Annotated in this window: 24 protein-coding genes and 1 rRNA gene; 5 read left to right on the forward strand and 20 right to left on the reverse strand. The window is 63.5% G+C overall.

Annotated elements, in window-relative coordinates; all coding sequences use genetic code 11:
• Positions 1-395 (reverse strand): 16S ribosomal RNA (locus tag VF617_RS06555); the annotation flags it as partial.
• Between the two features lie 439 nt (positions 396-834).
• On the opposite strand from VF617_RS06555, the gene VF617_RS06560 reads away from it, so the two are divergent.
• On the forward strand, positions 835-2,313 hold the full coding sequence (locus tag VF617_RS06560; protein ID WP_414713971.1) for a lipopolysaccharide biosynthesis protein: 1,479 nt from the start codon (positions 835-837) through the stop codon (positions 2,311-2,313).
• Positions 2,314-2,321: 8 nt separating this feature from the next.
• Here the strand turns inward: VF617_RS06560 and VF617_RS06565 are convergent, their stop codons facing one another.
• Positions 2,322-2,750 carry a CBS domain-containing protein gene (locus tag VF617_RS06565; protein ID WP_331014072.1) on the reverse strand — a complete coding sequence of 143 codons (429 nt, stop codon included), beginning with the start codon at positions 2,748-2,750 and terminating at the stop codon, positions 2,322-2,324.
• A 66-nt stretch (positions 2,751-2,816) separates the two neighbouring features.
• Here VF617_RS06565 and VF617_RS06570 point away from each other — a divergent pair, with 66 nt between their 5' ends.
• Positions 2,817-3,116, forward strand: a complete 300-nt coding sequence (locus VF617_RS06570) for a hypothetical protein (protein ID WP_331014073.1) — start codon at positions 2,817-2,819, stop codon at positions 3,114-3,116.
• Here the strand turns inward: VF617_RS06570 and VF617_RS06575 are convergent.
• The 9 genes from VF617_RS06575 to VF617_RS06615 form a co-directional block, all read right to left on the reverse strand.
• Positions 3,113-4,618, reverse strand: coding sequence for a DUF4139 domain-containing protein (locus tag VF617_RS06575; RefSeq protein ID WP_414713974.1), 1,506 nt, complete (start codon positions 4,616-4,618; stop codon positions 3,113-3,115). The genes VF617_RS06570 and VF617_RS06575 overlap by 4 nt on opposite strands.
• 119 nt (positions 4,619-4,737) lie before the next feature.
• Positions 4,738-6,141 carry a DUF4139 domain-containing protein gene (locus tag VF617_RS06580; protein ID WP_331014075.1) on the reverse strand — a complete coding sequence of 468 codons (1,404 nt, stop codon included), beginning with the start codon at positions 6,139-6,141 and terminating at the stop codon, positions 4,738-4,740.
• A 70-nt stretch (positions 6,142-6,211) separates the two neighbouring features.
• The gene (locus VF617_RS06585) at positions 6,212-7,039 is read right to left on the reverse strand and encodes a DUF4167 domain-containing protein (protein WP_331014076.1); all 828 of its coding nucleotides are present in this window, start codon (positions 7,037-7,039) and stop codon (positions 6,212-6,214) included.
• A 267-nt stretch (positions 7,040-7,306) separates the two neighbouring features.
• Positions 7,307-8,119, reverse strand: coding sequence for a peptide chain release factor N(5)-glutamine methyltransferase (gene prmC, locus VF617_RS06590; RefSeq protein WP_331014077.1), 813 nt, complete (start codon positions 8,117-8,119; stop codon positions 7,307-7,309).
• Positions 8,116-9,186, reverse strand: coding sequence for a peptide chain release factor 1 (prfA, locus tag VF617_RS06595; RefSeq protein ID WP_331014078.1), 1,071 nt, complete (start codon positions 9,184-9,186; stop codon positions 8,116-8,118). The genes prmC and prfA overlap by 4 nt, the downstream gene beginning before the upstream one ends.
• A 109-nt stretch (positions 9,187-9,295) precedes the next feature.
• On the reverse strand, positions 9,296-10,537 hold the full coding sequence (gene hisS / locus VF617_RS06600) for a histidine--tRNA ligase (RefSeq protein WP_331014079.1): 1,242 nt from the start codon (positions 10,535-10,537) through the stop codon (positions 9,296-9,298).
• Between the two features lie 338 nt (positions 10,538-10,875).
• Positions 10,876-11,712, reverse strand: coding sequence for a CoA ester lyase (locus VF617_RS06605; protein ID WP_331014080.1), 837 nt, complete (start codon positions 11,710-11,712; stop codon positions 10,876-10,878).
• Positions 11,709-12,302 carry an NADPH-dependent FMN reductase gene (locus VF617_RS06610; protein ID WP_331014081.1) on the reverse strand — a complete coding sequence of 198 codons (594 nt, stop codon included), beginning with the start codon at positions 12,300-12,302 and terminating at the stop codon, positions 11,709-11,711. The genes VF617_RS06605 and VF617_RS06610 overlap by 4 nt, the downstream gene beginning before the upstream one ends.
• Positions 12,299-13,522: an MFS transporter gene (locus tag VF617_RS06615; RefSeq protein WP_331014082.1), complete on the reverse strand. Its 1,224-nt coding sequence runs from the start codon at positions 13,520-13,522 to the stop codon at positions 12,299-12,301. Before VF617_RS06615 ends, VF617_RS06610 begins: the two co-directional genes overlap by 4 nt.
• Before the next feature lie 290 nt (positions 13,523-13,812).
• On the opposite strand from VF617_RS06615, the gene VF617_RS06620 reads away from it, so the two are divergent.
• On the forward strand, positions 13,813-14,913 hold the full coding sequence (locus VF617_RS06620) for an integrase family protein (protein WP_331014083.1): 1,101 nt from the start codon (positions 13,813-13,815) through the stop codon (positions 14,911-14,913).
• Between the two features lie 45 nt (positions 14,914-14,958).
• Entirely contained in the window at positions 14,959-15,150 is a 192-nt protein-coding gene (locus tag VF617_RS16510) for a helix-turn-helix transcriptional regulator (RefSeq protein WP_414713972.1), read from the forward strand.
• Positions 15,151-15,429: 279 nt separating this feature from the next.
• Here the strand turns inward: VF617_RS16510 and VF617_RS06625 are convergent, their stop codons facing one another.
• The 9 genes from VF617_RS06625 to yhhA form a co-directional block, all read right to left on the reverse strand.
• A complete protein-coding gene (locus VF617_RS06625) occupies positions 15,430-15,843 on the reverse strand; it encodes a hypothetical protein (protein ID WP_331014084.1) in 414 nt (137 codons plus the stop codon).
• Between the two features lie 182 nt (positions 15,844-16,025).
• On the reverse strand, positions 16,026-17,921 hold the full coding sequence (locus VF617_RS06630; protein WP_331014085.1) for an AAA family ATPase: 1,896 nt from the start codon (positions 17,919-17,921) through the stop codon (positions 16,026-16,028).
• The gene (locus tag VF617_RS06635) at positions 17,918-18,433 is read right to left on the reverse strand and encodes an ABC-three component system middle component 5 (protein WP_331014086.1); all 516 of its coding nucleotides are present in this window, start codon (positions 18,431-18,433) and stop codon (positions 17,918-17,920) included. The genes VF617_RS06630 and VF617_RS06635 overlap by 4 nt, the downstream gene beginning before the upstream one ends.
• Positions 18,426-19,712: an ABC-three component system protein gene (locus VF617_RS06640; RefSeq protein ID WP_331014087.1), complete on the reverse strand. Its 1,287-nt coding sequence runs from the start codon at positions 19,710-19,712 to the stop codon at positions 18,426-18,428. The genes VF617_RS06635 and VF617_RS06640 overlap by 8 nt, the downstream gene beginning before the upstream one ends.
• Before the next feature lie 426 nt (positions 19,713-20,138).
• On the reverse strand, positions 20,139-21,092 hold the full coding sequence (locus tag VF617_RS06645; RefSeq protein ID WP_331014088.1) for a hypothetical protein: 954 nt from the start codon (positions 21,090-21,092) through the stop codon (positions 20,139-20,141).
• Between the two features lie 451 nt (positions 21,093-21,543).
• Positions 21,544-22,269 (reverse strand): aKG-HExxH-type peptide beta-hydroxylase, encoded by a 726-nt coding sequence (locus tag VF617_RS06650; protein ID WP_331014089.1) that lies wholly within the window; start codon positions 22,267-22,269, stop codon positions 21,544-21,546.
• The gene (yhhC, locus tag VF617_RS06655) at positions 22,259-22,822 is read right to left on the reverse strand and encodes a cyclophane-containing peptide 2OG-Fe(II) oxygenase YhhC (RefSeq protein WP_331014090.1); all 564 of its coding nucleotides are present in this window, start codon (positions 22,820-22,822) and stop codon (positions 22,259-22,261) included. The genes VF617_RS06650 and yhhC overlap by 11 nt, the downstream gene beginning before the upstream one ends.
• An 8-nt stretch (positions 22,823-22,830) precedes the next feature.
• On the reverse strand, positions 22,831-23,955 hold the full coding sequence (gene yhhB, locus VF617_RS06660) for a cyclophane-forming radical SAM/SPASM peptide maturase YhhB (protein ID WP_331014091.1): 1,125 nt from the start codon (positions 23,953-23,955) through the stop codon (positions 22,831-22,833).
• 10 nt (positions 23,956-23,965) lie between these two features.
• Positions 23,966-24,136 (reverse strand): YhhA family cyclophane-containing RiPP, encoded by a 171-nt coding sequence (yhhA, locus tag VF617_RS06665; protein WP_331014092.1) that lies wholly within the window; start codon positions 24,134-24,136, stop codon positions 23,966-23,968.
• Between the two features lie 628 nt (positions 24,137-24,764).
• Here yhhA and VF617_RS06670 point away from each other — a divergent pair.
• A complete protein-coding gene (locus VF617_RS06670; RefSeq protein ID WP_331014093.1) occupies positions 24,765-26,405 on the forward strand; it encodes a DUF4062 domain-containing protein in 1,641 nt (546 codons plus the stop codon).
• Positions 26,406-26,762: the final 357 nt, after the last annotated feature.

Consider the following 26,762-nt stretch of genomic DNA (forward strand, 5'->3'; position numbering starts at 1 on the left):
AACCCTAAGGCCTTCATCACTCACGCGGCATTGCTGGATCAGGCTTTCGCCCATTGTCCAATATTCCCCACTGCTGCCTCCCGTAGGAGTCTGGGCCGTGTCTCAGTCCCAGTGTGGCTGATCATCCTCTCAGACCAGCTAGAGATCGTCGCCTTGGTGAGCTTTTACCTCACCAACTAGCTAATCTCACGCGGGCTCATCCTTGGGCGATAAATCTTTGGTCTTGCGACATCATTTGGTATTAGCAGTCATTTCTAACTGTTATTCCAAACCCAAGGGCAGATTCCCACGCGTTACGCACCCGTGCGCCACTAAGCCCGAAGGCTTCGTTCGACTTGCATGTGTTAGGCATGCCGCCAGCGTTCATTCTGAGCCATGATCAAACTCTCAAGTTTATGTACGACATGGCCGAGGTGGAATGCCCTGGCCAAGCCGCTCATTTCAAGGAGCCGCTCTGCACAAAATCTTATTACGTATGGAAACGTGTTAGGACTATGTAGAGCGACTTAGCTTTACCGAGATACCAACGCCTTGAAGCCGTTGGTCCCGGGGCCGCCGCCCACATGTCCCTTCATCAAAATCACAATGTCAAAGAGCGCAAAAGACCGACGCCTTACCTTACCCCTTTTTAGTGGGGCGGTCTGGCGCCTGGTTTTTGGTGACCGTCTCGATGGACCGTGTGGCCCGTCGCTCCGGTGAGAGGGCATATATGTGGGGGGTTCCCACCCGTCAACCGCTTCGTGAAATTTTCTGTCTTTTTTTCGAAACACGCCCCGAAACCCGCGGAAAACCGTGCTTTACACCATTTCAACAGGTCTCCGCTAAGCTCGTCCGGTGACCGAGATAGCCGCCGAATCGCCGAATCAGCCCCCCGACTCGCTACGCAACCAGGTGCGCAGCGCCGTGATCTGGCGCTCGGGCACCCAAATCGCGGGGCAAATGATCACCTGGGTCTCGACCTTCCTGGTGATCCGCGTGCTCTCCCCCAGCGATTATGGCCTGTTCGCAATGACTCAGGTCGTGCTGGTCCTGCTCAACATGCTCAATGGATATGGGCTGGCAAGCGCGCTGATCCAGCGCCGCGATGCCGGGCTCCGGGCCCAGCGCCAGCTTTTCGGCATGCTGATCCTGCTCAATCTCGCGCTGGGCGCCGCGCAGTTCCTCGCCGCGCCGGTTGCCGCGGCCTATTATCGCCAGCCGATGGTCGCCGATCTGCTTCGCGTCCAGGCGCTGCTATATATAGCGACTCCCTTCATCGCGCTTCCCTATGCGCTGCTCGCGCGGGAGATGGACTTCAAGCGCCAGGCCAAGGTGAATTTCGCCTCGGGCATCGGCGGCGCGCTCGCCGCGCTCGGCGGCGCTTATGGCGGGCTGGGCGTGTGGACTCTGGTGCTCGCGCCCGTCACGCTCTTCGCCATTCGCGCGATCGGCATGACCTGGGCGGCGCGCTCGCTGATGTGGCCCAGCTTCGATTTCCGCGGCGCCGGCGATATCGCGCGCTTCGGCGGAGTGATGGCCTTCGGTCAGATCTTCTGGTTCATCCAGAGCCAGGCCGATGTGTTCATCGCCGGCCGCCTGTTCGATCCGCACACGCTGGGCATCTATACGACCAGCCTGTTCCTCACCCAGATCTTCGTTTCGAAATTCGTGCCCCCGCTCAATGAAGTCGCCTTCACTGCCTATGCCCGGCTGAAGGATGACAAGGCGGCGGTGGGCGCGGCGTTCGTAAAATCGGCGCGGGTGATCATGGTGGTCGCCCTTCCCTTTTATCTCGGGCTCGCCGCCACGGCGGGGCCGCTGGTTGAAGTCGTGCTCGGTCCCAAATGGGCGGAGGCCGCTCCCATCGTCCATTGGCTCGCGCTCGCCATGCCGATGATGACGCTGCAGATCCTCTATGCGCCAGCTACGGATGCGTGCGGCCGCCCCGGCATCGGCGCGCAGAACGGCATGGTAGGCGCGGTCCTGTTGCCCGCGGCCTTTCTGATCGGCGTGCATTGGGGATTGCTCGGGCTCGTCGCCGCGTGGCTTGCCGCCTATCCGCTCTATTTCGGCATTTCGAGCTGGCGGACCTTGCCGGTGATCGGCGTGCGGTTCCGCGACCTTGTCGAAGCGGTCACCCCGCCGGCGCTGGCGGCGGTGGCGATGGCGTTGATCGTGACGCTGGTCGATGGCTTGCTGCCCGCGATGGGAGCGCTCGCCCGGCTCGCCTTTCTGGGCTGCACCGGCGCGGCGGCCTATGGAGCATGGCTGGCAATCTTCGCGCGCGACACGCTCGCCCAGGTTTACGATCTGGTCCGCAAGCGCCGAAGCTAGGGTCTATTCTACGCCGACTGGATATAGCTTCGCATCGCCTCGGCCTCGCTCTCGATCCGATCGATGCGGTGCTTCACGAGGTCGCCGATCGATACCATCCCCACGCATTTGCCGCCGTCGATCACCGGCAAGTGCCGGATGCGCCGCTGCGTCATCAGCGCGAGCGCGCCCAGGATCGATTCGCCCGGCGCCACGGTGATCGCGGGCGTGGTCATCACCTCCGAAACGCGCCGGTCGAGCGCACCCGCCCCCTCGCGCTCCAGGCCGTGGATCACGTCGCGCTCCGAAAAGATGCCGAGAACGGCATCGCCGCCCATCACGGGCACGGCGCCGATCCTTCGTGCGGCGAGCAGTTGCACGGCTTCGGATACGGTGCGGTCGGCGGTAATGGACACCACTTCGTGCCCTTTCCCACTCAGGATTGCCGCGATGGTCATCGCCAGTCTCCTCAAACCGGGTTCAGGCGGTTGTTTCTTCCATGTTTCGCCCCCAATTGCAAAAGCATGGATGAGTCGCCGAACACGCTCGACGATCCGCGCTACGCCGCCTTCGCCTGGGGCCGCTACAAACGGATCCTGTGGTGGATGGCCGGCGTCGCCGCGCTCGCCAGTGCGGTCGCGGTGACGATGATGTGGTGGTCGCTGGGCGAGCTGCGCATCCATGTCGCGATCACCACGGTGCTCGGCACTTTCCTCACGATCATGATGACCGCGGCCTTGATGGGGCTGATGTTCCTCAGCTCGGGCACCGGGCATGACGAGCAAGTCGAGGATCCGCTCAAGGGCGAAGTCGAGCTGGACTAACCCACGTCCTTCAGCCGATAGCTGAGCCGCGCCGTCCCGTTTGCGGGCACCTCCACGATCCACACATCCTTGCTCTTTCGACGGATCAGCCGCGCCGACGGGCTCTGGAGCCTATGGCTATCGCTGATGTCGAGCTCGGCCTCGTAGCGCACCGGATAGGGATTGGCGTTGGTCACCGTCAGGACATGCTCGTCCCAATCGCTGCCATAAGCCTCGCCGTCCTCCAGCGCCGCATGCACCTGCGTCGCGTCGCTCAGCTCGACTTCGACTTCCTCCCCGATCGCCTTGTCGGTTATCGCGCCTTCGCCGATCAGCATCCTGCGCTCTCCCAGCGGCTCGAAAACCGCGACCGGACCCTGCGGCAATGGCAGTCCGAGCCCCTTGTCCTTCCTGTTCTGCGCGCGCAGCAATATGCGCACTCCGTCGTCGAGATCGTCATCGCTTATCCGGCTGCGATAAATCACATCGACCGGCACCGAAGACTGATCGAGCATCGCCACCTGCTTCTGGCTCATCGCTGCGACGGTGGTGGAGTGCGGTATCCGATAGAGCTTGAGATCTCCCAAATTCTCCTGTGTCGCCCGCGATGCAGTGACGACGATTTCCTGGTCGCTCTCCGCCCGCATCGCCATTGGTGCCGGCATCGCCTGCGCGAGATTGCCGTCGGGGAAGCCACCGATATCTTCCGCCACCATCATGTCGGCCGACAACGGCAACGCGAAGCACCCAAAGCTCAGCGGCTCCGCGCGCGGCGCTTGCGGCTCCTCTCCCTCCTCGCGATTAAGTCGCCCCGCGATCACCATCGCCGTCGCATTCTCGAAACTGGTCACGTCGCCATTGGCCAGCGTAACCCACGCAAACAGGTCGGCGCTCTTTCCCCCCGGCCGCATCGTCGCGACATAATTGGCCTGCCAGTCATAGCCCCAGGCGAGATAGGAAAGCGTCAGCGTCACCTGGCCCGAGCGCGCGCTTTCGGTCTCGATCGACAAGGTCGGCTTGGCCGAAAGCCCTTCGGGCGCTTTGTCGTAAATGATCCCGTCATTCTGCCTGCAATCCGCCGCGACGAACCCCCCGGCGGTCTCGAAGATCGCCGCGCCGTCCGCGCCCGAGCGGATGATCGCGCGCTCCTCCGTCACCTTGCCGTCCCGCGTCCGCCGGATCGTCACCGGGCGGTTGAGGCTGCGTTCGTACAGGCTCCGCTCGGATAGCAAATCCGCATCCATGTTCTTTTCGCGCACGCCCTCGGGCAATCCGGTGACGATCGCGCTTTCGGGCAGCATGCGCCCGGCTACGCCTTCGAAGCGGATCACCGCGCGGCCCTGCGGGATCGTCACGGTGCGCGTCTCGGTGATCAGCGCGTATCCGCCCAGCCAACCGAGATTCATTTCACCCGATCCGCGATGCGGCGCGCGATAGATCGAGACGGAGACGCGGTCCGGCCCCTCCGAGGTCACCGTCTGCGCGAATGCCGGTCCGGCGAGAAGCAGCACCGCCAACAACACCAACCGCTCACCCTGAGCTTGTCGAAGGGTCGCTCGCGCCCTGCATAGCCCAAGCGACCAAAGATGCTTCGACAAGCTCAGCATGAGCGGGAGAGGGGCGAGGCCCACGGTTGCAGGGCTCAGTAGCGCGTGAGAAACACGGCAGTGACGACAGTCTCGCCATTCGCCGGCACCGCGACCTTCCACAGGGCCTCGTCGGCATTGGTCCGGTCGCTGGGCTGGGATTCGCTTTCGATCCGCGTGTCCTTCCACCAGCTGTCGAGCCCGCCCTGCGCCAGCTCGACGGTAACGCCCGCGTCGCGCGCATTGGTCACGCGGTAGCGCATCGTCGTGCGCCATTTATCGTCGCCCAGCCGCTCGCGCTTCTCCACCGTCGTCTGCACCTTCACGTCGAAGGCCTCGCCGGTCTTGAGCGCCAGGCGCGACCCCATCGGAGTATGGCCGATATTGCTCTCGCCGATGAATTGAGGCTGTCCGCGCACGTCACGCATATAGACGCGCACTGTGCCGGCGGGCAGCGCATCGCCCAGCCCGCCTTCGCGCGAAGAGGAAAAGCGCAGCACCGTATCGGCGCTCTGCGCTTCGTCGCTGCGGCCGAGCCAGGCATTGCGATAGAAATAAGCCTTGGCGGCGGGCGAGCCGCTCACATCGAGGAAGCTCACTTGCTTCTGCTGTGCGTTGGCGATCGTCGTGCGCTCGGCGAGCGGATAGACATAGAAGTCGCCCAGCCGCTCGCGATTCGCGCTCTCGGTGCCCGCGGCATTGCCCGGAGGCGCGGGTGGGCGGTAGTTGCGCCGCCCGCCGCCCTGCTCGGTGCCGACCGAGCCCGCCACAAGCAAAGTGCTCGCCTTGCTGAATGTGGTGCCGCTATTATTGGTCAGCGTGATCCAGCCCTGCACGTCGATCTTGCCCCCGGCCTCGTCGAACAAGGCGACATAATCGGCCTTCCAGCCCAGCCCGCGCGACAGGTAATTGAGCGTCACGGGCCGCGCGCCGGCGCTCGCGCTGTCCAGCGTCACCGAAAGCGTCGGTCGTGCCCGCAAATTGGGCGGCAAGGACGCAAACACTACTCGCGCGCCGCCCATCCGCTCCAGTATTTCGATCCGATTGCCGATCTGGACGACCGTGCCTCCGTTATTGGCAAGCACGCGGGCTTCCTCGCGGATCTCGGCCTTGGTCTCGGGGTTGGTGCGGATGATCGTGATCGTGCGGCCCACTGCCTTGGCCATCAGCTTTTCGGGAGTGAGCAGGTCGTAATCGAAATTCTGCTCGACGATCCCGATGCCTGTGCCGGAAAGCGTCACTGTCTCGGGGCGGATGCTCGCGGAGACGTCCGGAAATTCCTGCCGCGTTCGGCCGCCCGGCAGGTTCAGCATTCGCTTGTCCTGCACCAGCGCCAGATTATCGTTGTAGATCGTCACCGCGACTTCGCCCTGCGCGCTGCTCTCGGGATCGGTGAGGGGCACGCCCTGCGCGTGCGCGGCAAACGGAAGCGCCGTCAAAACAAGTGCGGCCAAACGCATAGCATCCTCCCCGATCAGTCGGGGAGGATGCTAGCAGGTTGATTGCGAAGGGCTAGGCCCGTCGCGAAAATCAGGCGGCCGGAGTCTCGCTGTCGTCGCTGCGCGCGCGGCGGCGGCGAGGCTTCTTCTCGGGCTCGGCGGCACCGCTCTCCGCCGAGAGATCGGCGCCAAGTGCGGGCGGCAGCACCGCCGCATCGATGCTGTGAACGGCCTCGGCCGGAGCTTCGTCGCGGCGCGGACGCGCGGCGCGGCGGGGGCGTTCCTGGCGCTCGCCCCGCTCGGGACGTTGCTCCTGCCGCTCCGGACGCGCCTCGCGTTCGGGCCGCTGCTCGCGCTCCGCGCCATAGCTTTCCTGCGTGCCCGGCTCGCCTTCGGCCTGATGGCCATTGGCATAGCCATTGCCGGCGTTGTTGGGGCGCGCGCGCCGGCTGTCGCGATCGTCGCGGTCGTTATTCCCGTTATTTGGGCGCGTATCGCGATACTCGCGCGGCTCACGGGCTTCGCGCGGCTCGCGCTGCTGGCGAGGCTCGTGATGCTGCTGCTGGTCGTCGCTGCGATTGCCTTCGGACTCGAAATCGAAATCGTCGTCCTGGTCGTCATTCGCTTCCTGCGGGCGGCGCGCCTGCGGGTTCTGCTCGTCCATGCGCGAGCGGCTTTCGCTCAGCACGCGGAAATAGTGATCGGCGAACTGCAGATAATATTCGGCGTTTACGCGATCCCCCTGACGCTGGGCGTCGGAGGCCAGGCTCTTATACTTCTCAAGCAGCTGAGCGGCATTGCCGCGCGCGCGATTGTCGATGCGGTTGCCATTGTCGCGCGGGCCGGAATTGCCGCCACCGGGGCGCTGCTGACCACCACGGCCGCGACGGCGGCCGTTATTAGCCTGACGATTGTTCATCAAGGTCTGTATGTCCTGTCTTTACTAAGCCGTCCGTCGGTCCATCTTGGGTCCCGGATGCAAGTTACCTGTGCGGAGCGCCTTGCCAGCGCTTTCGCGTGCCATGGCTGCCGGACTGCAGCAGCGCACATGACTATGGAGTGGAGCTGGGCGTTTTACCGCCCGTGCGTTCAGTCGCTTGTTTGAAAAGCCACCCTGCCCCGCGCACTGTCTTAGCGGCTGCAACACCAAAGTCCAAGCGGAAATATGGCTTGTCCGCAACGGGATTCAAGTAAGCAGCACCGCTCTGGGTCGCCCACCCAGGTCGTTTCGCGCACGCGGCGAAAAACCTTGATCCAGAGCAAGCCCGCAGACCGCCTCGGCCTGGGTCCAGCCGATCTCGATCACCGCCGCGCCGCCGGGAGTCAGGAGCCGCCGTAGATCAGGGATGATGCGGCGGTAAGCATCGAGCCCGTCCGCGCCCGCGAACAGCGCGGAGGGCGGCTCGAAGCGGCGCACATCCTCGCCGATAGCCTCGCCGATCCCCACATATGGCGGGTTGCACAGGATCAGGTCGAAGCGCCCCTCCACGCCCGCCGCCCAATCGCCCAACACGAATTCCGCGCGATCGGCCATGCCCAGCCGCCGGGCGTTGACTCGCGCATAGCCAAGCGCTGCCTCCGATCCGTCCACGCCCAGCCCAGTCGCCTTGGGCCATTGATCCAGCGCCGCCAGCAGCAGCGTTCCCGGCCCCGTCCCAAGATCGAGGATCGTCGAAGGCGCGCGCGCGCCGAAATGCTCGATCGCCGCTTCGATCAGCGTCTCGCTGTCCGCGCGCGGGATCAGCGCGCCCGGACCGACGGCCAGCTCGATCGTCCAGAAACCGCGCATGCCCGTGATGTACGCAACCGGCTCGTGCGTCATGCGGCGTTCGACCAGCGCCTCGAACTCCTCGGGGGCTTCTGCATCCAGATGCCGCAAGAGCAGCGCGTCCCGCTCCACCCCCAATGCATGCGCCATCAGCAGCTCGGCATCGAGCCGCGGGGTGTCGCTGACATCGGCAAGGTGTCGAGTCGCGGCCGCTAGCGCCGCGTCGATCATGAATCCAGCTGCGCCAGCCGGTCCGCTTCGTCCTGCGCGCTCAGCGCCCCTAGCAGTTCGCCCATCTCTCCCTGCATGATCTCGGGCAGCCGATGCAGCGTCAGGTTGATGCGGTGATCGGTCACGCGGCCTTGCGGGAAATTATAGGTGCGGATGCGCTCGCTGCGGTCGCCCGAGCCGACCATCGATTTGCGCGCGCCCGCCCGCTCGGCATGCAGCCGCTCGCGCTCCTGCTCGTATAGCCGCGTCCGAAGCACGCGGAGAGCCTTGGCCTTGTTCTTGTGCTGCGATTTCTCGTCCTGCTGGATCACGGTCAGCCCGGTCGGGATATGGACGATCCGCACGGCGCTGTCCGTGGTGTTCACCGATTGCCCGCCCGGGCCGGACGAACGATAGACATCGATGCGCAAATCCTTGTCGTCGATCTTGATATCGACTTCCTCGGCCTCGGGCAGCACCGCCACTGTCGCAGCGGAGGTATGGATGCGCCCCTGGGTCTCGGTCGCGGGCACGCGCTGGACGCGGTGGACTCCGCTCTCGAACTTGAGCCGGGCAAACACCCCCTTGCCCTCGACCGATGCGATTGCTTCCTTGAACCCGCCCGAATCCGATGCGGAGGACGAGATCAACTCCACCCGCCAGCCCTGCCCCTCGGCATATTTCTGGTACATCCGGAACAGGTCGCCGGCGAACAGCGCCGCCTCGTCGCCCCCGGTGCCCGCGCGGATTTCGAGCATCGCCGCGCGCTCGTCGGCGGCGTCGCGCGGCAACAGCGCCAGCGCCAGCGAACGCTCCGCCTCGGGGATGGTCAGCTTGAGCGCCTCGATCTCCTCGCGCGCCATTTCGCGCAACTCGTCGTCGCCATCGGCCTCCATATGGACCAGCACGTCGAGCTCGGCGCGCAACCGCCGAACTTCCCCCGCCGCCTTGGCGACTGGCTCCAGCTCGGCATATTCCTTGGAAACCGCGACGAACTTGTCGCCGGGCAAGTCGCCAGTCGCCATCAGCGCCTGCAACTCATCCCGCCGCGCCTCGATGGCGGCGATGCGATCGGGGGGGATGTTCATGGCGACGGCCTTTTCCCGTCACCCCGGCCTTGAGCCGGGGTCCCGCTACCTACGCAGGCGTCCGAGAGAAAGCGGGACCCCGGCTCAAGGCCGGGGTGACGAAGAGGAGTCATGCCGACTGCTCAATCAGCTTGAAGACCAAGTCGGAATCGAGCGCACCCTCACGCAGTACACGCGGATTCACTACGGGATTTCCGTCGCGGGTCTGGAATGAAACGGTCATGGCGGGCGCGGCTTTCAACGCTCGCTCATAACGCTTCTTGGGATTTCCAACCGCAAATAGCTCAGCCCGAAATCCGGATCGGCGCAGCGTCGCAACAAACGCTCCCGCTTCCATGTCGAACTCCGAAGCCTCCGCAATCACAGCGATCTGCAGCACCTCGGCCACCGGCTCCTCGATCAGCATCGCCAGCCGCTCGACACCCGCCGCCCAGCCCACGCCCGGCGTCTCCGGCCCGCCCAGCGAGCCGATCAGCCCGTCATAGCGCCCGCCCGCCAACACCGTCCCCTGCGCCCCCAGCCGATCGGTGACGAACTCGAACGCAGTGTGCCGGTAGTAATCGAGCCCGCGCACCAGCCGCGCATTGCGGGTCCAGGCGACGCCGGCCGCGTCCAGCCCGTCGGTCACCGCCTTGAAGAAGGCCGCCGCTTCGTCGGTCAGATAGGCGTCGATATCGGGCGCGGAGTCGGCGATCGGGCGGTCCTTGGGGTCCTTGCTGTCCAAGATACGCAGCGGGTTCTTCTCCAGACGCATCACGCTGTCTTCGGAAAGCTGATCCCGGTGCTTCTCGAAATGCGCCACCAAAGCCGCCCGCCAGGCATCCCGCGTCTCGGCATCGCCCAGTGTGTTGAGCTGGAGCGTCACGCCTTCGGAAATCCCCAGCTCGCGCAGCAGCTGATCGGCAAGCACCAGCAATTCCACATCGGCGGCGGGCTCGGCGGCGCCGATGATCTCGGCGTCCAACTGATGAAACTGCCGGAACCGCCCCTTTTGCGGCCGCTCGTAGCGAAACACCGGTCCGGATGAGACCAGCTTCATGGGAGTATGTTGCTGCCACCCCTCGGTGATGAACGCGCGGCAGATGCCCGCGGTGAACTCCGGCCGCAGCGTGATCAGGTCGCCGCCTTTGTCCTCGAAGGTGTACATTTCCTTCGAGACGACATCGCTGGTCTCGCCCATCGATCGCGCGAACACGCCGGTCGCCTCGAACACGGGGATTTCCACGCGCTGGAAGCAATACAACCGCCGCACCCGATCGAACGCATCGAGCACCGCGGCGAACCGCCTTTGCTCGTCGCCGAAAATGTCCTGGGTGCCCCGGATGCGCTTGGGCGTTTCGATACGTGCCATTGCGGCGGGGTTACTAGCAGGTTCGCGGCACCCTGCAACGCAAACGCGCTCTCTCCCTTCAAGGGAGGAGAATCAACCGGCCTTCCTTGCCCGAACCCCCGCTCATCCTGAGCTTGTCGAAGGATCATCCTGAGCTTGTCAAAGGGTTGCAATGTAGGATTTCGCCTGCTTGGCTGAGCCGGTCGGCAGTGCCGCCCGCTCTTTGAAATCGTCGCTATAAACTGCCCATGGCCAGTGCGAACATTGGGACCATTCGCGCGCCCGCTGACCCCTGACTTCCCGCTCAGCCTTACTCCCGCTCGGGTCATCCATCTTTAAGCCCTTGGCCTAAACTTCGCCTAAACTTCCGCCCGCGCCAGCAGCGCCTTGGCCTGCTTGAGATGCGGCTGGTCGATCATCTTGCCCCCCAGCTTCAGCGCCCCCGCACCGGGATTGTCGGCAAAGGCCTGGATCACCGCGCGGGCATAATCGATTTCGGCTTCGCTGGGCGTGAAGCCCGCATTGATCGCCGCCACCTGCGCGGGATGGATTGCCATCATGCCGGTGAAGCCGTCGCGCCGCCCGCCCGCGACATAGCCGGTCAGACCCTCAAGATCAGCGATATCGGGATACACCGTCTCGATCGCCGCCACGCCTGCCGCCCACGCGCCGAACAACGTAAGCGAGCGCACCATCTGATACGGCGCGGTGTAGCTGCCGTCCGCCTCGCGCGCGCTCGCCGCGCCGATCGCGGCGGGCAAGTCCTCCGCCCCCCAGGTCAGCCCGAGCAAGTGGATCGCTACCTCACTATAGCTGCCGAGCGTGAACACCGCCGCCGCCGTCTCGCTGGCGATCGGCAGGATCGGCGGGCATTCGCCCCATGCCATGCCCACCAGGGTTCGCACTGAGGCGGAGCCCTCGGCCTTGGGCAGCATGATCGCGTCAGGGCGCTTCTTCAGCACGGCGTCCAGATCGGCGCGCGCCTGGTCTCCATCGATCGGATTGATGCGGACGAGGCACGGCGTGCGCCGCTCGCCGCCCAACCACTCCGCCACTGCGGCCCGAGCCTCCGGCTTCTTCTCCAGGGCGACCGAATCCTCAAGATCGAGGATCAGCGCGTCCGCTCCGCTTGCCTCGGCCTTGGCGAAGCGATCGGGCCGGTCGCCCGGGACGAACAGCAGCGATCGCAGCCTCACGCGCTCAAGCCCTGTGCCTGGGCCAGCGCCCGCATCCGTGCGAATTCCATCAACTGGTCCGCCATCGCCGAGACCTGGCCGCTCACCGCCGGGTCCGCGAAACCACCCTCCGCATCGAAGACCGGGTTGAGCGAATTGATCGTCACCCCCAAGGGGGTCGGCCATCCACGCAGCGCATGGGCGATCGCGCGCAGCGTCGCCAGCGTGCTGCCCGTCGCCTGCCAGCCCGCCGCGACAGCCGCGAGCCCCACTGCGCGCCCGTCGAGATAGGGGCGCTCGTCCCCGGCCATGTCCTGCACATAATCCAGCGCGTTCTTGAGCATGCCCGATATCGTGCCGTGATAGCCGGGCGACACGATCACCACCCCGCCCGCCTCGCGCAAGGCGGCGACCAGCGCGAGTGCATCGCCGCAGCGCTCGTCGCTGATGCCATAGGTCGGGAAATCGAGTTCGGCCCCGGCGAACACCCGAGTGCGCGCACCGCGCGCCGCGCACGCCTCCAATATCTTGCGCGTGATCCGCTCGGACGAGCTGGCGGCGGCGACGGTGCCACCGAGTCCGACGATGAGCGGGGCTTGCGGATCGGTCATGCATTCCTCTCGGTTTCAGCGGCATCCTCTGCCCCGAAGCGCGGCGCGGCGCCAGCGATTTGGGCAGGCCGCATCAGGCAGAGCAAAGCCGCCGCCGTCGTGATCGCCGCGGTCGCGATGGCCAGCGGCACAAGGCCTCCCTCGATGAATGGCGCCACGGCGGCGGTGCCCAGCGATGTCGTGCCCAATATCGCCACGACGACCAGCGCCGCGCCGCGCGCATCGTCGCCGCGAGCTTCCACCACCGCGGCGTGGAAGCCCGGAGCGCCGCGAAACCCCAGCCCGGCGTTGAGCGCCAGGAAGATCGCCGTCACCACGCGCGTATCGCCCCCGCCGGCCAACGCATAACCGAGCATCCCCAGCCCACCCGCCGCCGAAAGCAGCGTCCCCCACAATATGACGCGCTCCGCGCCATGATCAGCGGTCAGCCTTCCGGTAAGGCTCGATGCGAAAATGAAGCTGGCGATCCCGCAAAGCTGCATCGCGATGAAATTCGTCAGCGTCCCGCCCAGGCCGTGCGTGAACACTGTCGGCGCGCCGAATACGAAGACGAGCAGCCCGCCTAGCGTAAAGGCATGGCCCAGCGCCTGGCGCTGGAAACGATAATTGACGAGCAGCCGATGATAGCCATGCTCACCGCGCCGGCTTGCCGCCGGAGGCAGCGGCCCCATCCACCGCGCCACCAACGCTGCCAGCAGAAGCGCGGCCACGGCGATCAGGTCGAACGAGGCGCGCCAGCCGAACCATGCCAGCAGCCAGACCCCCGCTATCGGTGCAAGCGCGGGAGCCATGGATTCGACGCTTCCCAGCAGCCCGAGCTTTGCCACCGCGCGCTCGTCGCCATACAGGCTGCGGACGATCCCCGGCGCATACACCGCAGCCGCCGCGCCCGCCGCTCCCTGAACCACGCGCAGCGCAATCAGCATCGGCAGGCTCGAAGCAAAACCGCAGAGCGTCGAAATCAGGCCATAGGCCAGCAGCGAGCCAACCAGCAGCTTGCGCCGATCGAACCGCGCTCCTAGCTCGCCGAAACCGAGCAGCCCGATCGCCGCTCCGGCAGTGAATGCGGCCAGCACCAGCTGCGCCTCGGCCAGTGTCCCGCCCAGCACGCGCGGCAGCCCCGGAATGGCCGGAAGCACTAGGTCGGTCCCGGCGATCCCGATCACCGTCCCGCTGACGACCAGGAGGAATTTGGAAGCAGGGGAAGATGCTCGCGCCATGGCCGGCCTATGGGCTTTATCCCGCCACGGCGTAAAGTGCGCCGCCGCCGATCGCCGGAACGCAACAGGTTGACCGTGCCAGCGTTCCTGTGGCAGTCGGCGCGCGGCTGGCGGGTATAGTACAATGGTAGTACAGCAGCCTTCCAAGCTAATGCGCTAGCTTATCATGGGTGCCCATGCTAGCACCTGTCGCTTCGAAACCCGCAGAAATCTCCCGTTCTTTCTCCCCATGCCGACCCATACATGCACCCCCCTACGCGGTGCATACTGGAGACAGAAAGGAGACAATTATGCCGAAGATGCTTCTAACCGAGATGAGCGTCCGCGCCTTGAAGGGCTCCGACAAATACCAAAAGTTCCTTGATACCAAGACCCCCGGCTTTGGCATTCGCGTCGGCAAGCGGGCGAAGACGTGGGTGTGCATGCGCGGTCGGAGCCGCGAACTTATCACGATAGGCTCCTATCCAGACCTCTCATTGGCGGACGCAAGGGCGGAGGCAAAGAAACTCTTATCGACGGCTCCGGAGCCGAAACAGGCACCCATGACGTTTGCGGCGGCCCGTACCGTTTTCCTCGCCGAGCACTACGTGGGCGCAGCCCTTCGCACGAAATACAACGTGACGAAGCTGCTCGAGCGCCATTTCAAGAAGATCGAACAAACCCAGCTTGCGGACCTAGACGATACGGACATCAAGGGGTGCCTCGATAAGATTGCGGCCACGCCATCCGAGCAGCTTCATGCGTACCGGGCCATCCGATGCATGCTCCGGTGGTGTACCCGCCCGCCGCGCCGCTACATCAAGCACTCGCCGATGGAGGGCTACGAACCCCCGAGCGCAGACCGGAGGGGCACCCGAATCCTCTCGGACAACGAACTCAAAGCCGTATGGAACGCCTCAGAAACCTACCCTCACCGCGTCTTGCGGCTGATGGTGCTCTGGGGCACCCGCAACACCGAAACGTGCGTCCTTGAGCGAAAATGGAAGCCTGAGGAGGTGCTGGTCATCCCCGGCAAGGTGACCAAGAACGGTCGGGACCACGCGATCCCCGTCCTCCCGCTCGCACAGCAACAGCTCGACGGGATGCCGGAGCAGGATCGATACTTCTTCCGTTCCCGCTGGGGCGACACGCACCTTTCTGTTGCCGGGCTCGCGAAGGCACAGCGCGAAGTAAAGAAGGCATCCGGAACGACCGGCTGGCAAATCCGAGACCTACGTCGGACGTTCCGTTCTAATATGGCGCGGCTCAAGGTTCCCCGCGAAGTTTGCGAGGTGCTCATCAACCACGCCCCGCCCGTCCTTGATGAAATCTACGACCGGTACGATCGCCTTGAAGAGAAGCGCGAGGCGCTGGCAAAATATGAAGCCTTCATGGTACGTTTGCTTGCCTAGGTATGACCTGGGACCGTTGCAACGCTCCCCTAATGGGAGCTTGCAATGAGGTTGCTATCGAAGAAGCAGGTGCGTGAGACAGTTCTGTACAGCCCAGCGCACATAGCCCGCCTGGAGGCGGCCGGACTATTCCCCAAGCGGGTACGTCTAGGTGCCGGAAGGGTCGGTTGGGTGGACGAGGAAGTGCAGGACTGGCTCAAGCACCGGATTGCAGAACGCGATAAACCCGGCTCCTAATGGAGCCACTTAGGGCCGACGGGAAACCGCCGGCCCTTTTTTCCAATCCTAGACTAGGATGTGAACTCATAAACGGCCGCTATCGGCATGGCGGCTGAATGTCCGGGATTGGGTGGTTTGCCGACTGTCCGGATTCAGTAACGAGAATCGCCTGAGCTGCCGTTCGCTGGACCAGTGGTGGCGACAGCTATGCGCCCTAGTTTCTGCCGTTCAGCCGCGACGATGTTTGGCCCGAAAGCCGCCGCTGATTCAGTTGCGTTGGCAACATGGGTTGGTGAGCTAGAAGGCCCTGTCCATTTGGTTTGAAAGATGGCCGCGCTGATATTCCTCGAATCTGAATCGTCGCCTATCTGCATCGAGTTCGACGAAATAGCCCAGACTATAGCCGCACACATGTTCGGGCAGCGACCGTCCGTCTGCCGACCAGATGTCGTCGAACGAAGCTTTGGTTAGCGCCCGCAGCCGAACCCGGTCCTTTTGCTTTTCGCGCTCGGGATGCGACAGGCGCTTCATCTCGATCGCGATCAGATTGTCGCGCTCTACGACTCGGCCACGGCTATGCAGAATAAGGTCGCATGTGATCCGCACGACATGCATCGCCTCGTCGAGAATCGTCTTTACCTGTCCGCCCTGCTTACGGTTATATTCGGTGTCGGCTCGATACTGACCAAAGCCCGCCTCGGCCGCGGCCATCTCCAGTAAGGGCCCCCATCGCGCGCAAAGGTTGCGTTAGCTCGTGCCGTGGAGGATATTTTCTGCCTCGCGCTCGGTGAACTGCTCGAACGAGCGGAAGAACAGTTCTCGAAGGTTGTCCATTGCCTCCTCCCCTGATCCGAGCAAGGAGGTGGCACTCGGCGGCCACTGTGACCCGGCCTTCAATTCAATGAGCGTGCTGCGCGCTCATATCTGCGCCCCACTACCAGCGCCGAACGATCAAGCTCCGGCGCAATTTTTGAGGTTGTGAGAATGATCTGATGCGGAACCGTCGCTGACTCGGACATGGCAACAAGCAAACGTTGGAAGTTCCAGGACCTCTCCTCGACCATCCCTTTGTCCTCAATATTATCAAACAGTATCCACCGCGGAAGGTTGAACCGCTGATCGACGAGTGCGGCATCGAGCATTCCGGCCGCGAAGCTGTTCTTCAGGATCACCATCCCGCTGGCGCTTCCCGCGCGGTTCTTCTCGCCGTTGATCGCGATCCAGTCACCGGAGAATTCGAAGGAGACATTCTCCACCTCGCCAAAATCGCTGTGTTCCTGGAGATCCTTGTCCAGCAACGCCTTTGTCCGGTTCGATATTAGCGTGAGCGCCTCTCGTTTCCGGTTCCCCTGCGCCCGGGAAATCGCTTCGATCTCCGCCTTGAGGCGGGTCACCCGCGAATTCAGATCCTCTTTGGCCTGTGATCCGGCCTTGATCTGTTTTGCCAATTCCAGGCGCTTCTGGTGCCCTTCCAGTTCACTATCGATGAAGCCGGCCTTGCGGCTCAACTCTGCGATAGCGCTTTCGCGGCCGGTGACGGTTCCCGTGTCGGCCAGCTCGATCGTCGAGGTGGCGCGTCTCAGCGCCTGCCGCGCCACTCGCAGCTGTCCGGATTTCTGGGTCCGTTCCGCGTGTCGGTCGGCCTGCAGCGCCTCGGACTCCTTCAACTGCATCTGCAGATCCAGGCGTACCGCCAGTGTCCTGGAATCATCGCCTCCCTCCAGTCGGCGCGCATTACACAGCTGACAATGGTCGGCATGCTTCGGTTCGACCGACGCGAAGCATGATGGACAATATTCGAAGGCAAGATGCCCAAGGGCAAAAAATGTCACGGAGGAATCTTCGAAGTCCGACAGCGATTGCTTTAGGTGACGGATGAAATCCTCGGCGTCGTCGATTTCAAAATCGAGAACTTCGATCTCGTTGACGAGCCGGACCACCTGGCGTCTAGCCTTGGCATAGTCGCTGAATGCGGAAGCCCGCATCCGCTTCAACCCATCCTGATCCACACTGGGCTCCGACGAGTCGACCAGATCGCGGATGGACTTTAACAATTCCGACCGCTCGGTTTCCAGCTTCCCGACCGAGGCCTGGATATGCTCGATGAGAATGTTCTCACCATACCCTGAGGCCACGGCGACTAGGCTGCGATACGCCGTCGCCGCCGCCTCATATTGTTTCTCGGTCTCTCGCAGCGCGATCTGCTTTTCGTAGAGATCGTATCCACCCACACCGGTCAGCAAGTCGCCAATCGCCTGACGCGTCTGCCAAGTGTCAAAATTCTCGACCCGAAAGATTCGCTGCACCGGCGTGAGCTGGTCCACATACAGGATACGCAGCAGTTGGTGCATCGTGATGTTGCTCGCGCCGTCACTAACGGACTCGGGGAGCCCGATGGCCCGGAACAACACTTGGCTAAAACTATAGCCATGCTCCGGTCGCTTGTAGCCGAGCAGCTGCCACCCATCGTTCGGCGAAGAAAGCGCATTGTCCATGTCGCCGAAATAGATCGACATGGGCCGCAAGCCATCCGTGGACACGTCGCGACGAAGGGTAAGCGTGCCTGCCGGGGTCAATATCTGTAGATACACGCGTTCCGCGCGCGAGGCCGATTCCTTCCACTCGCGCAGATCCCCGCCGAGACTGAAATAGATAAAATCGGCCAAGGTTGATTTGCCAGAGCCGTTCGAGCCGTGAATGATGTTCACCCCGGCATGAAACGGCTCGTCATAGAGCACGTTTGCCCCGCGCGTGATGAGCATCCGCTCGATGCGAAGAAAGGCGCTCATACCACCGGCCCCCGCGCCGGCAGGCCTGCGCGCTTGAAAAGATTGTCTTTCCCTGACATCGGCAACGATGCGAGATCGACCACGAGGAAGCGCATCAGCGCCGCGTCGTCGATATTTCGTTCTGTCGCCTTCGTAAGAATTTCAGCAGGAACCTGCTCAAATTCGAGACTGGCATATCGATCCCGCAGGGCATCGCGCTTCAACAGCCCAAGTCCGGTAAGCTGCTTCAGCGCAGTTGCCTGATAGATTTGCAGATCCTGCCAGACGGACGCGGTGCCCGGCAGGCGGACAAACGTTGATTTCTCGGTGTCGCTCCGCAGTTCTCGAAAGCGCGCCTTGATCTCCGATGGCAGCGAAAGTCGCTCTAGCATGACTGGGAACATAAGGAACATGTCGAGCACGCGAAGCTGCTCAAGCGGCAAGGCCTCACCCTTGGCGCATAGCAGACGTACCATGCGGAAGATGCAGTGATAGGGGTCGCGCGACGCGAACCAGACGCGGAAATCAGTCATGGTCCCATGCCAGATGGCAGTTGCCCGCAAGGTAATACAAGGCGCCGTCAACCAGGCCCGCGGTAATTTGCCCTTCACCCGTCGAATGTGCCGACACGCACGGCTCGACAACATGCTCCTGAACGACACGGTCGACCGCAGCAATATCGGCGCCGTCGGCAATCTCGCGCGCCACGTGGCGGTTGAACCGGGTTTCCACGTCGGCCATGAGCTTGGCGTATCGCGTCACCGCCGATGGCTGCGCGATATGCCGCTGGAGCATCATATTGAATCGCTCTTTCTTCCGCTTCGCGTCGTTAATCGCGTAGCTTCGCCCCGCTTCTGCCAGCTTCTGCTCAAGATCACGACGATCCTCTTCGGCGGGCGTCATGTAATATTGGAAATCCGCCAAGATTTCAGCATCAATCTCTGTCGGAATATCGTCGGAGGCGATGGTGGCTTGCCCTTCGCTAGCTCCTGGCTCCTTCATGCCCGCGGTTTCGATGCCCGCAGCCGGCGGCGTTACCTTCTTGAGCAACTGGCGAATGAAGGAGCTCATCGATTTGAAGATGGGCGCCGTGCGTGTGGCCGGCTTGCAGATGGCGATATGGTCGGTCTGCACCCCGATCGGCTCGCAGCCAGTCACACCTGGGTTGGCTGTCACCTTATCGACGACATGGACGCCATAGGTCTTCTCGGTCTCGAAATAGGCGCGGACCGCTACATCCTGCCGTGCGGCCCATGATCTGAAGAAGTCGTTCAGATCGACCAGATTGTCATCGCCATACGCGAGCTGTTTCGACTGCTTGCTCAGAAATTGCCGCACGAGCAGATCGAGCGTCTTCGCTGCCTGCGCCCCCTGATGCGGCGTTGCTAGAAAGGCAACACCCGTGACGGAGCGCCCGATTTCGATGAAGTCGGGGCTCAACGACTCCGCGCAGCGGCGGAGCATCTGCTTGACGATCAAGCCGCCCAAGCTGTGCGCGACAAGCAGGGTATGCGGCGCGCGTTCCTCGCGGCTCGCCAACCCGTCCGCCATGATGAGTGCAAGGTCTTGGATCGACGCGCCATCACCGGAAAGGAAGTTCGCGAACTTGGCTGAATCATATCCGACCGTAAATATTCGGCATGTGGGAAAGTCGGTAGCGAGCCACTCGAGCCAAGAGTCCTCCTTTGACGAACGCCAAGTCTCGAATTGATCGCCGCCGAGGCCATGCACGAAGACAATGTCCAATACCGCAGCAGGCGGCGACGTCAGCCGGGGACGCGCGAATACTTCTACCGGCCCGTCGTTCGACATTCCCACCCCAAAAAAAATCTCGTCGCTTATTCGATGTTGTAGGCCAATCTGTAAAGACGGGACTGAAATTCCAGTTACAGAAATCGAGCAGGAAACGAGATGCTCAGTCAGGATAGGCGCTTTGCCATCGGGTCCGGACACCGGCTGAAACTGGTCGCTTACATACCGCAATGCTCGTGGCTCTGGGCGCCTTGGAATCGATGGCTCGACCACGCTTTGGTCGAGCAAAGACGTGAGCAGGCGAATATCGCATTGCTGATTAATTTTGAGCGCTTTCGGGCTTCATCGCCGTTTGCGCCAGCGCGGTCTACGCCACTGGTGTTAAGTGTCGAAATTGGAGCGGTTGATCCAGTGCGGCTGCCTACAGCGAGGCGGCAACTATTAAGTGCCTGTGTTCGAAAGTAGTCAGTCCGCCACCGGCCCAGGTCAGGGCGTCACGCCCACCAGCGCGCCATTCAGCGTCCCGTCAAAGCCTTGGCCCGCGTACACGATGCCAATCTCTTCGGCGTTGGCCCCGAAGAATTGCAGCTTGTAGGTACCTCCCCAGGTTGCCCAGGTGTAAGTTGTGATACCGGAGGAAACGTTACCGGTGATGGGCCCACTAATCGTGAAGCCAACTAGCCCGCCCGTATTGCCAGTGATAAAGTCAGCGCCTGAGAGCACAATTGAAGATGTGCGAACCACTCCCGCGGCAAAATCTACGCTGATCGTGGCGTAGCTCTGCGCAAATTTCAGCTCATTGCTCGCCGCATAGTTTCCGGTACCGGCTACTCGATAGACAACCGTGCCGGTGGTGGGCATCGCAGACGCCGGGGTGGTAGGGCCATAGACGGCATAATCCAACCGGATACGCGTCGCTCCGCTGCTGCCTGGCGTGTTCTGCTGCCACGCGCCGTAGCCAACGCGAGAAAGCGGGATAGCCGGCGTTGCATTAGCTTGCTTGAAGAACAGCAGAAAATTGGTCTCGCTCGCCATGCGATTCTCAAACTCTACGCGCGGAAAGTAGTCCGGCACCGCGGTTTCGCGAACGAATTGCGCAGGGCCGAATAGCCGCGTCCCCACGTCATTTGTGAGGGAGTACGTACGCGTTGCAACATCGTAGCCAATTCGGATAGCCGGATTGGGCAGCAACACCGACCGGTCGCTGGTCGCGTTCCCGGAAGCGTTCAGCGTGAGCAACTGCGTGGTAGCGAGGACCTCCGAACTCGCGTTCGGTTTAATTTCCCCGGTGGCAGCTACAGGCGTTGGCGTTGGCGTGGGAGTAGGCGTTGGAGTGGGCGTTACCACCACACCACCACCTCCGCCCGTGCCCCCGCCTCCGCCGCTGCAGCCGGCCGACAGCATCGCAGTTGCCACCAAAACTGTTTTATTCCAGCGCATTGCCCCTCCTATGCGCTCCTTGGCTCAAACCGTCTGGCTAGTGCAAGCAAATTTCGTTTTGACGCTGCCTACACCGGCTCGGCAACATCGAGCGCCCCCCATCCGAAAGCTGCGGTGTCGTACTGCATGGCCATTGGGCCGTCAAAAAAGGAGCGTACTCGCGATTCCGCAGCGGTGCGCATAGCTGACCGCTTTGCGCCCCAGGTCCAGACGTTAGGTTGCTTAGCCGCGATGCTTGAAAGCCGTCGTTCATTCGAACTGCGCCAATGGAGACGACTGGGGGAACCGGCCTGGCGGCTTCGAGCGGTCGGGCCTCAACAGCCTTTGCTCACGATAGTTCGTCGGCACCGACGCCTCCGGCTTTGTGTGTCGCCCGTTCGTTTCGCCGCGATTGCGCAGAAGGTATGTTCGAAGGATAGCTCTGGCCGACGCGCGCCAAGGACAGATCAGATCAGCATCTCGCCTCGGCCCCCTCCCTTAGATGCCAGCTTCGCAGGAGGAGTGCGCCCTCCGAGGTCAGCGCGGCTTCGAGTGCCGCAACATCCACCTCACCCAGCTCCCGTTCGATGTTTTTCAGCCGTTCGTCGACATGCCGTTGACCAGCTTCCCCAGCGCTGCCGCGCCTGCTGATGGCACTGAGGAGGCAGTGGATGCAGCTAAAGACGAATACGCCGTGCAGCACGCCCTGCACGGCCCGGACGGTCCCGCGCCAGGGCGAATGCGCCGTCCGAGACATCGCAGCGACGAGCGGCGTCCGCGCCTCCTCGTTCGTCAGGTGGAGATGCATCGCCTCATGGACGACGCTTTCGGCCAGACGCAGCGCGCCGATCTCGTCGGTGCGCTCGGGGAACGAGACGAAGATGCGGTCCCGCCACCTAGGCTGGCTGTGGCTAACGTCGTAGCCGGGCTGAGCCGCGAGGGGATGGATGGCGCCGACAGTCGCATGTACGATCGCGGCGAGGTCGGGCGTCACGGCTAGCAGGTCGTCGACAGGGTCGAGCCGGCTCCCGAGCCCGTCGCACGGCATGGTCGAAAGCCCCTCCTCGTTCAACGCGACGAGCGCGTCTTGAGGGGCGTCGGTCAGCAGCACCTTCAGCCGTATTTCGGAGGCGACTTCGTCGAGGGTGAGCGCCTTCTCGAACAGCCAAGGCGGCGAGTGCGTCCCCCTAATCGCCAACTTCCTCGCGGAATGAGTACACGAGCGTGAAGCGCTCGCCCTCCCTGATGGTGGAGACGGCGTGGAAGGACCGGCCGGAGATCGCGAACCCAAAGCCCGAGCCGTGGACGGGTCGGATTACCCTGCGGATATCCCCGGCGTCTCCGCTTCCGAACAGCATTAGAAGCCCGCCCTGCTCGTCGCGCCACCCGCGGTTCAGCTGGATCAAGATCCTGTGGGTCTCGCCTCCCGGACGGAAGTCGTTGTGGACCCGGATGGTCTGCCCCGCCGTCATGCGGTGCGCCGTCACTTCGACGAGCCGGACGCGCCCCCGTCCGGTGGGCAGCAGCTCGTCAGCAAGGTGCGACGCGGTCGCCGGCGCCATCAGGTCCTCCAAGCCGACGGGGATTGTCTCGGCTTCCAGATGCATCTCCCACTGTTCGTAGAAGTCGGCGACGCGGAGCCTCCAGGGGGCTTCCTCCTCCATCCACCTCAACGTCCGCGCGACGAGCTCCGGAGGCAGGGCCTCGGCCGCAGTCGCGTGGGGGAATGGGTCGGTGCGCGTCGCGGCCATTCGATCGCTCAGGCCGCGCGGGCCGTGGCGTGACGTCCGACGTGCTCGTGCACTCGCTCAATCAGCATCGTCTGGTCGGCGCAGAATACCGTCGGATTGTCGTAGCCGGACGTCTCCGAGTAGCGGTGCGTGACCATGCCGCCCCCGCAGATACGCAAGTGGGGGCAGCGCCCGCAAATGCTCGACGAGGGCCGCTGAGCGCGGTGGTACGCCTGGAACTCGTCGGACGCCGCGATCTCGGCGAGGGAATGGCGGTGGACGCTCCAGTCCGCCGAGAAGCCGTCGCCGGGCGGCGAGCTTTTGAGCGTGTCATTCTTCTTCACGGCCCCGTCGGTGTCGACGATCAGTATGCCGTAGTCGGTGAGGCCCACGCCCTCCTTCACGCCCACCCCGCCCAGCGCGAGCTTGATCATGTCGTCGAGCATGCGGATCCGAAAGGGGGCGGGATCGGCGACGTAGCGGTCGAGGATCCTGGTGATCCACCGCCCGTATTCGGTTGAGGCCGCGGACGCCTTGCCGTGCGGCAGCGCGGCGTGATTGCCGTCGCGATAAAGGAAATCGACGCTCGGCACACCCAGCGCTGCGAACCAGTCGTAGACGGCGTCCGGGGAAGTGGCGGGGTCGACGACTGCCAGCACGCCCGAGAACAACGACTCCGACGAGCGGTGCGCCTTCAGCGCGCCGATGCCCTCGAGGACGCGGGCGTGCGATGCTCGCCCGGCCCGGTCGACCCGGAAGCGGTCATGGACCTCGGCCGGTCCGTCGAGGCTCACCGACAGGCTGACGCCCTCGCCGGCGCAAAGGTCCAGCACGTCGGGTCGCAGCAGGACGCCGTTGGTCTGGATCGAAATGCCGCAGTCGTGGCCGACTGCGGTTCGGAGCCTGCACAGCAGCCCGCCTAGGCCCGCCACTCCCAGCAGCAGCGGCTCGCCTCCATGCAGGACGATGGAGAACGCGCGTCCCTGTTCGCTCCTGAGTTCGCGAAGCCTCGACGCAACCGCGACCTGAGTGTCATCTGACATGCGCTTGGGCAGCAGGCGCCAGGTCTCGTCCCCCATGTGATACACGTAGCAGTAGCTGCAATCGAGGTTGCAGCGGCTCGCGACCTTCAGGAGGACAGTGTCGACGTGCACGTCGACCGGATCAGCGGTTGTGGCGGTTGAAGGTGCGGTTGTAACTGCGAGGCACGCCCGTCTCCTCGGCGCGCACCTCCTCGATCATCCTCGCGATGGCGACGCTCTCCAGCTTCACGTCGAGATCCGACGCCGCTCCCTCGTCCACTTCGGTACGGGAATCCTCAAACCAGCCGTCCATGGTGCATCTCCCTTAGCCAGCGTGGACCTTAGCGTGGTCAGGGGCGCATGGCGAGACGCTTGTTCGCCGCTTCCGCAGGCCGATGGGGATGTATTCGCTGTGAAGATGACGGCCGATACCGCTCCTCGACGAGCAGAGCTGGGCCTATTGGCAAATCCCCTATCTTCCGCCGTAGCGATCAAGTATGTAAGTCGTTCGCCCGCTCACGATCTCCTGAAACGAGCTCGGTAGGTGGGCCTGTCTATGTCGTCATGATATTCTTTTGCATTCTGGACTACTTGCCGCGATCATCACCGGCGAAATGCTTTCGAAATGTCATCGTGTTTTATCCCTGCATTGATGCGGCGTTACCGACGACGCTCGTCAGGGGCGTGGTCCGGAAGTTTGAGATGCGGTCCGCAAACGGGCCGATCGTGGATGCGAGATCGGCGCGCCGTGCTTGTTCTGGTCTTCCGCTGGCACGGGAGAGCGCGGCCGCATGCGGTCTTGGCTCGTCGGCTGTTGATCCGGGCTGTCCCCCTGTCTAGTCTGCGCATCGCTGGGGGTATGTTGTGATCGATGACGCTACGATACGGGTACGGACGCGGCGTTGCCCTGCTCGATTTGCACCTCTCGCGATCGGCGGCTCGTGACCTCGCCGCTGATCGGCCACCGCATCTTCGTGGCGTCGCCTGGCGGCCTCGGCAGCGTGCGAAGCCGGTTTAAGTCCGTCATCGCGAAGTACAACGAGGACGACGCCATGCGGCGCGGGGTGGTGTTCATCCCCGTCGGCTGGGAGGCGACGCTCGGCGGGTTCGAGCGTCCGCAGTCCATCATCAATAAGCAGCTCGAGGAATGTGACTCGCTCGTTCTCGTGCTCCATGATCGCTGGGGAACCCCATCGACCGCTGGCTACGCCAGCAACACGATGGAGGAGTTCGAGCTTTCGCGCGGGTGGCTCGGCGACGAGAGCAAGCCGATGTCCACGATCCAGGTCCTGTTCAAGGCGGTCGAGCCCGAACGGCTCACCGACGCCGGACCGCAACTGCAGGCCGTGCAGGACTTCAAAAAGAAGATCCAGGACGAAGACCTGCTGATGTACCACCAGTTCGACAGCGATGATGAGTTCGAGGGCATCCTGAGGAAGCTGCTCGCCGAGCTGGTGTGGAACGCCGAGCAGGAGTCGAGGCCGAAGGCGTCGGGCTCGACTCCAGTGGGGTCTTCTGCTCCCGCCGCGAAGCCGACGCCGGCCGAGACGACGGCGTTGGCGCCGCAAGTCCCGGACGAGGCGCCGAGCATTGACTATGCCGAGCGGCTGGCCAACGCTCACAGGTGGATCGAGGCGGAACGGGTCTTCGCAACGCTACTTACCGGCGAGGTCGACGTGCCTACGATGGTTGCCTATGCGACCTTCCTGGTCCGGCAGCGTCGCCGAGTGAAGGCGGCGGCGGTCCTGAATGACGCGGCAGCCGCGGCCAAAGCGGTCGGCAACCGCCGCTGGGAAGGGCTCGCCGCCCTGGCGAAAGCAAAGTTCGTCCATACCGTGGAGGGTGAGGAGGCCTCGCTGCCCCTCGTCACGAGCGCGGTCGGCGACCTTCAGGACCCCGACGCCGATCGCGCCGACGCGCTGCTGACGCTAGCGGACTTCTCATACCACGATGACGATCCAGCGTCCGGGGTCGAGGAGTTGCAGGCGGCGCAAGAGGCGGTGCTGCACGCCGACGTTCCGCGCCTCGTCGCGAGGCTGAACGCTCTGATCGCCCGTCGTGCGTTCAACGAGGAGCGTATCGACGAGGCAATCGACTTATATAAGGGGGCGATTGCGACGGCTGCGGGGGTGCTAGCCAACATTGAGATCGGCGAGATGCATGTCGCTCTGGGGGTCGCGCAGGAGCGGACCGGCATGGTGGACGACGCCTTGCAATCCTATCGGAACGGTGGTGCGCTCTTCGAGTCGGAGGAGGTCAGCGCGAAGCTCGCCGACGCGCTCGATCTGCAGGCCAACGCCGAACTTGAACTGGGTCGTTCTGAGGTCGCGGCGGCGCTCTACGAACGGGCCGCTGGTCTGTTCGAGACGCTCACCCGATACGGTAGTGCGGTTGACGCTTACCTCAGCGTATCGAAGATCGAGGAGACGCTCGGCCACGACGGCGCGGTCGAATTGGTAATGGAGCGGGTGCTGGAGCTGGCCGGTCGCCTCACCGATCAGAAAGAGATCGACGAGATCTACCAGATACTTGAGGCTTCGCGCGTTGCGAGGGAAGAGCGGGCCGCCGCGTCGGCCGACTAACCTGACTGTTCAGCCGGTGACGACGCCGGCGCCTCTAGCGGCGCGACAGGACCATGAAGCTGCGAGCACTGAGCGCATGTCATACGGCGCGCGACGAAATCCTCGAGATGAGTTCACGCTACGCACGGGCATCGCGAAGTCCAGGTTCGCGGCGTGAGCCATTCGACCACCAGTAAATAGGCGAACCTCCGAGCTGCGAACAATCCATTGCTCGGTATCGGTTGCAAGCCGCCGTCCGCGATCGACTGCGACTGTGTTTTGCAAATGGCAGCTATCGCCATTTGGCTCCTTAGAACCTAACGGTCGGCAACCGGCCCAACTATCGTCGAAAAGCGGTTGCGAAGCGAACGGCCGGTT

It is taken from the genome of Sphingomonas sp. (assembly GCF_036388215.1).
In the GTDB taxonomy this organism is placed as follows: Bacteria; Pseudomonadota; Alphaproteobacteria; order Sphingomonadales; family Sphingomonadaceae; genus Sphingomonas.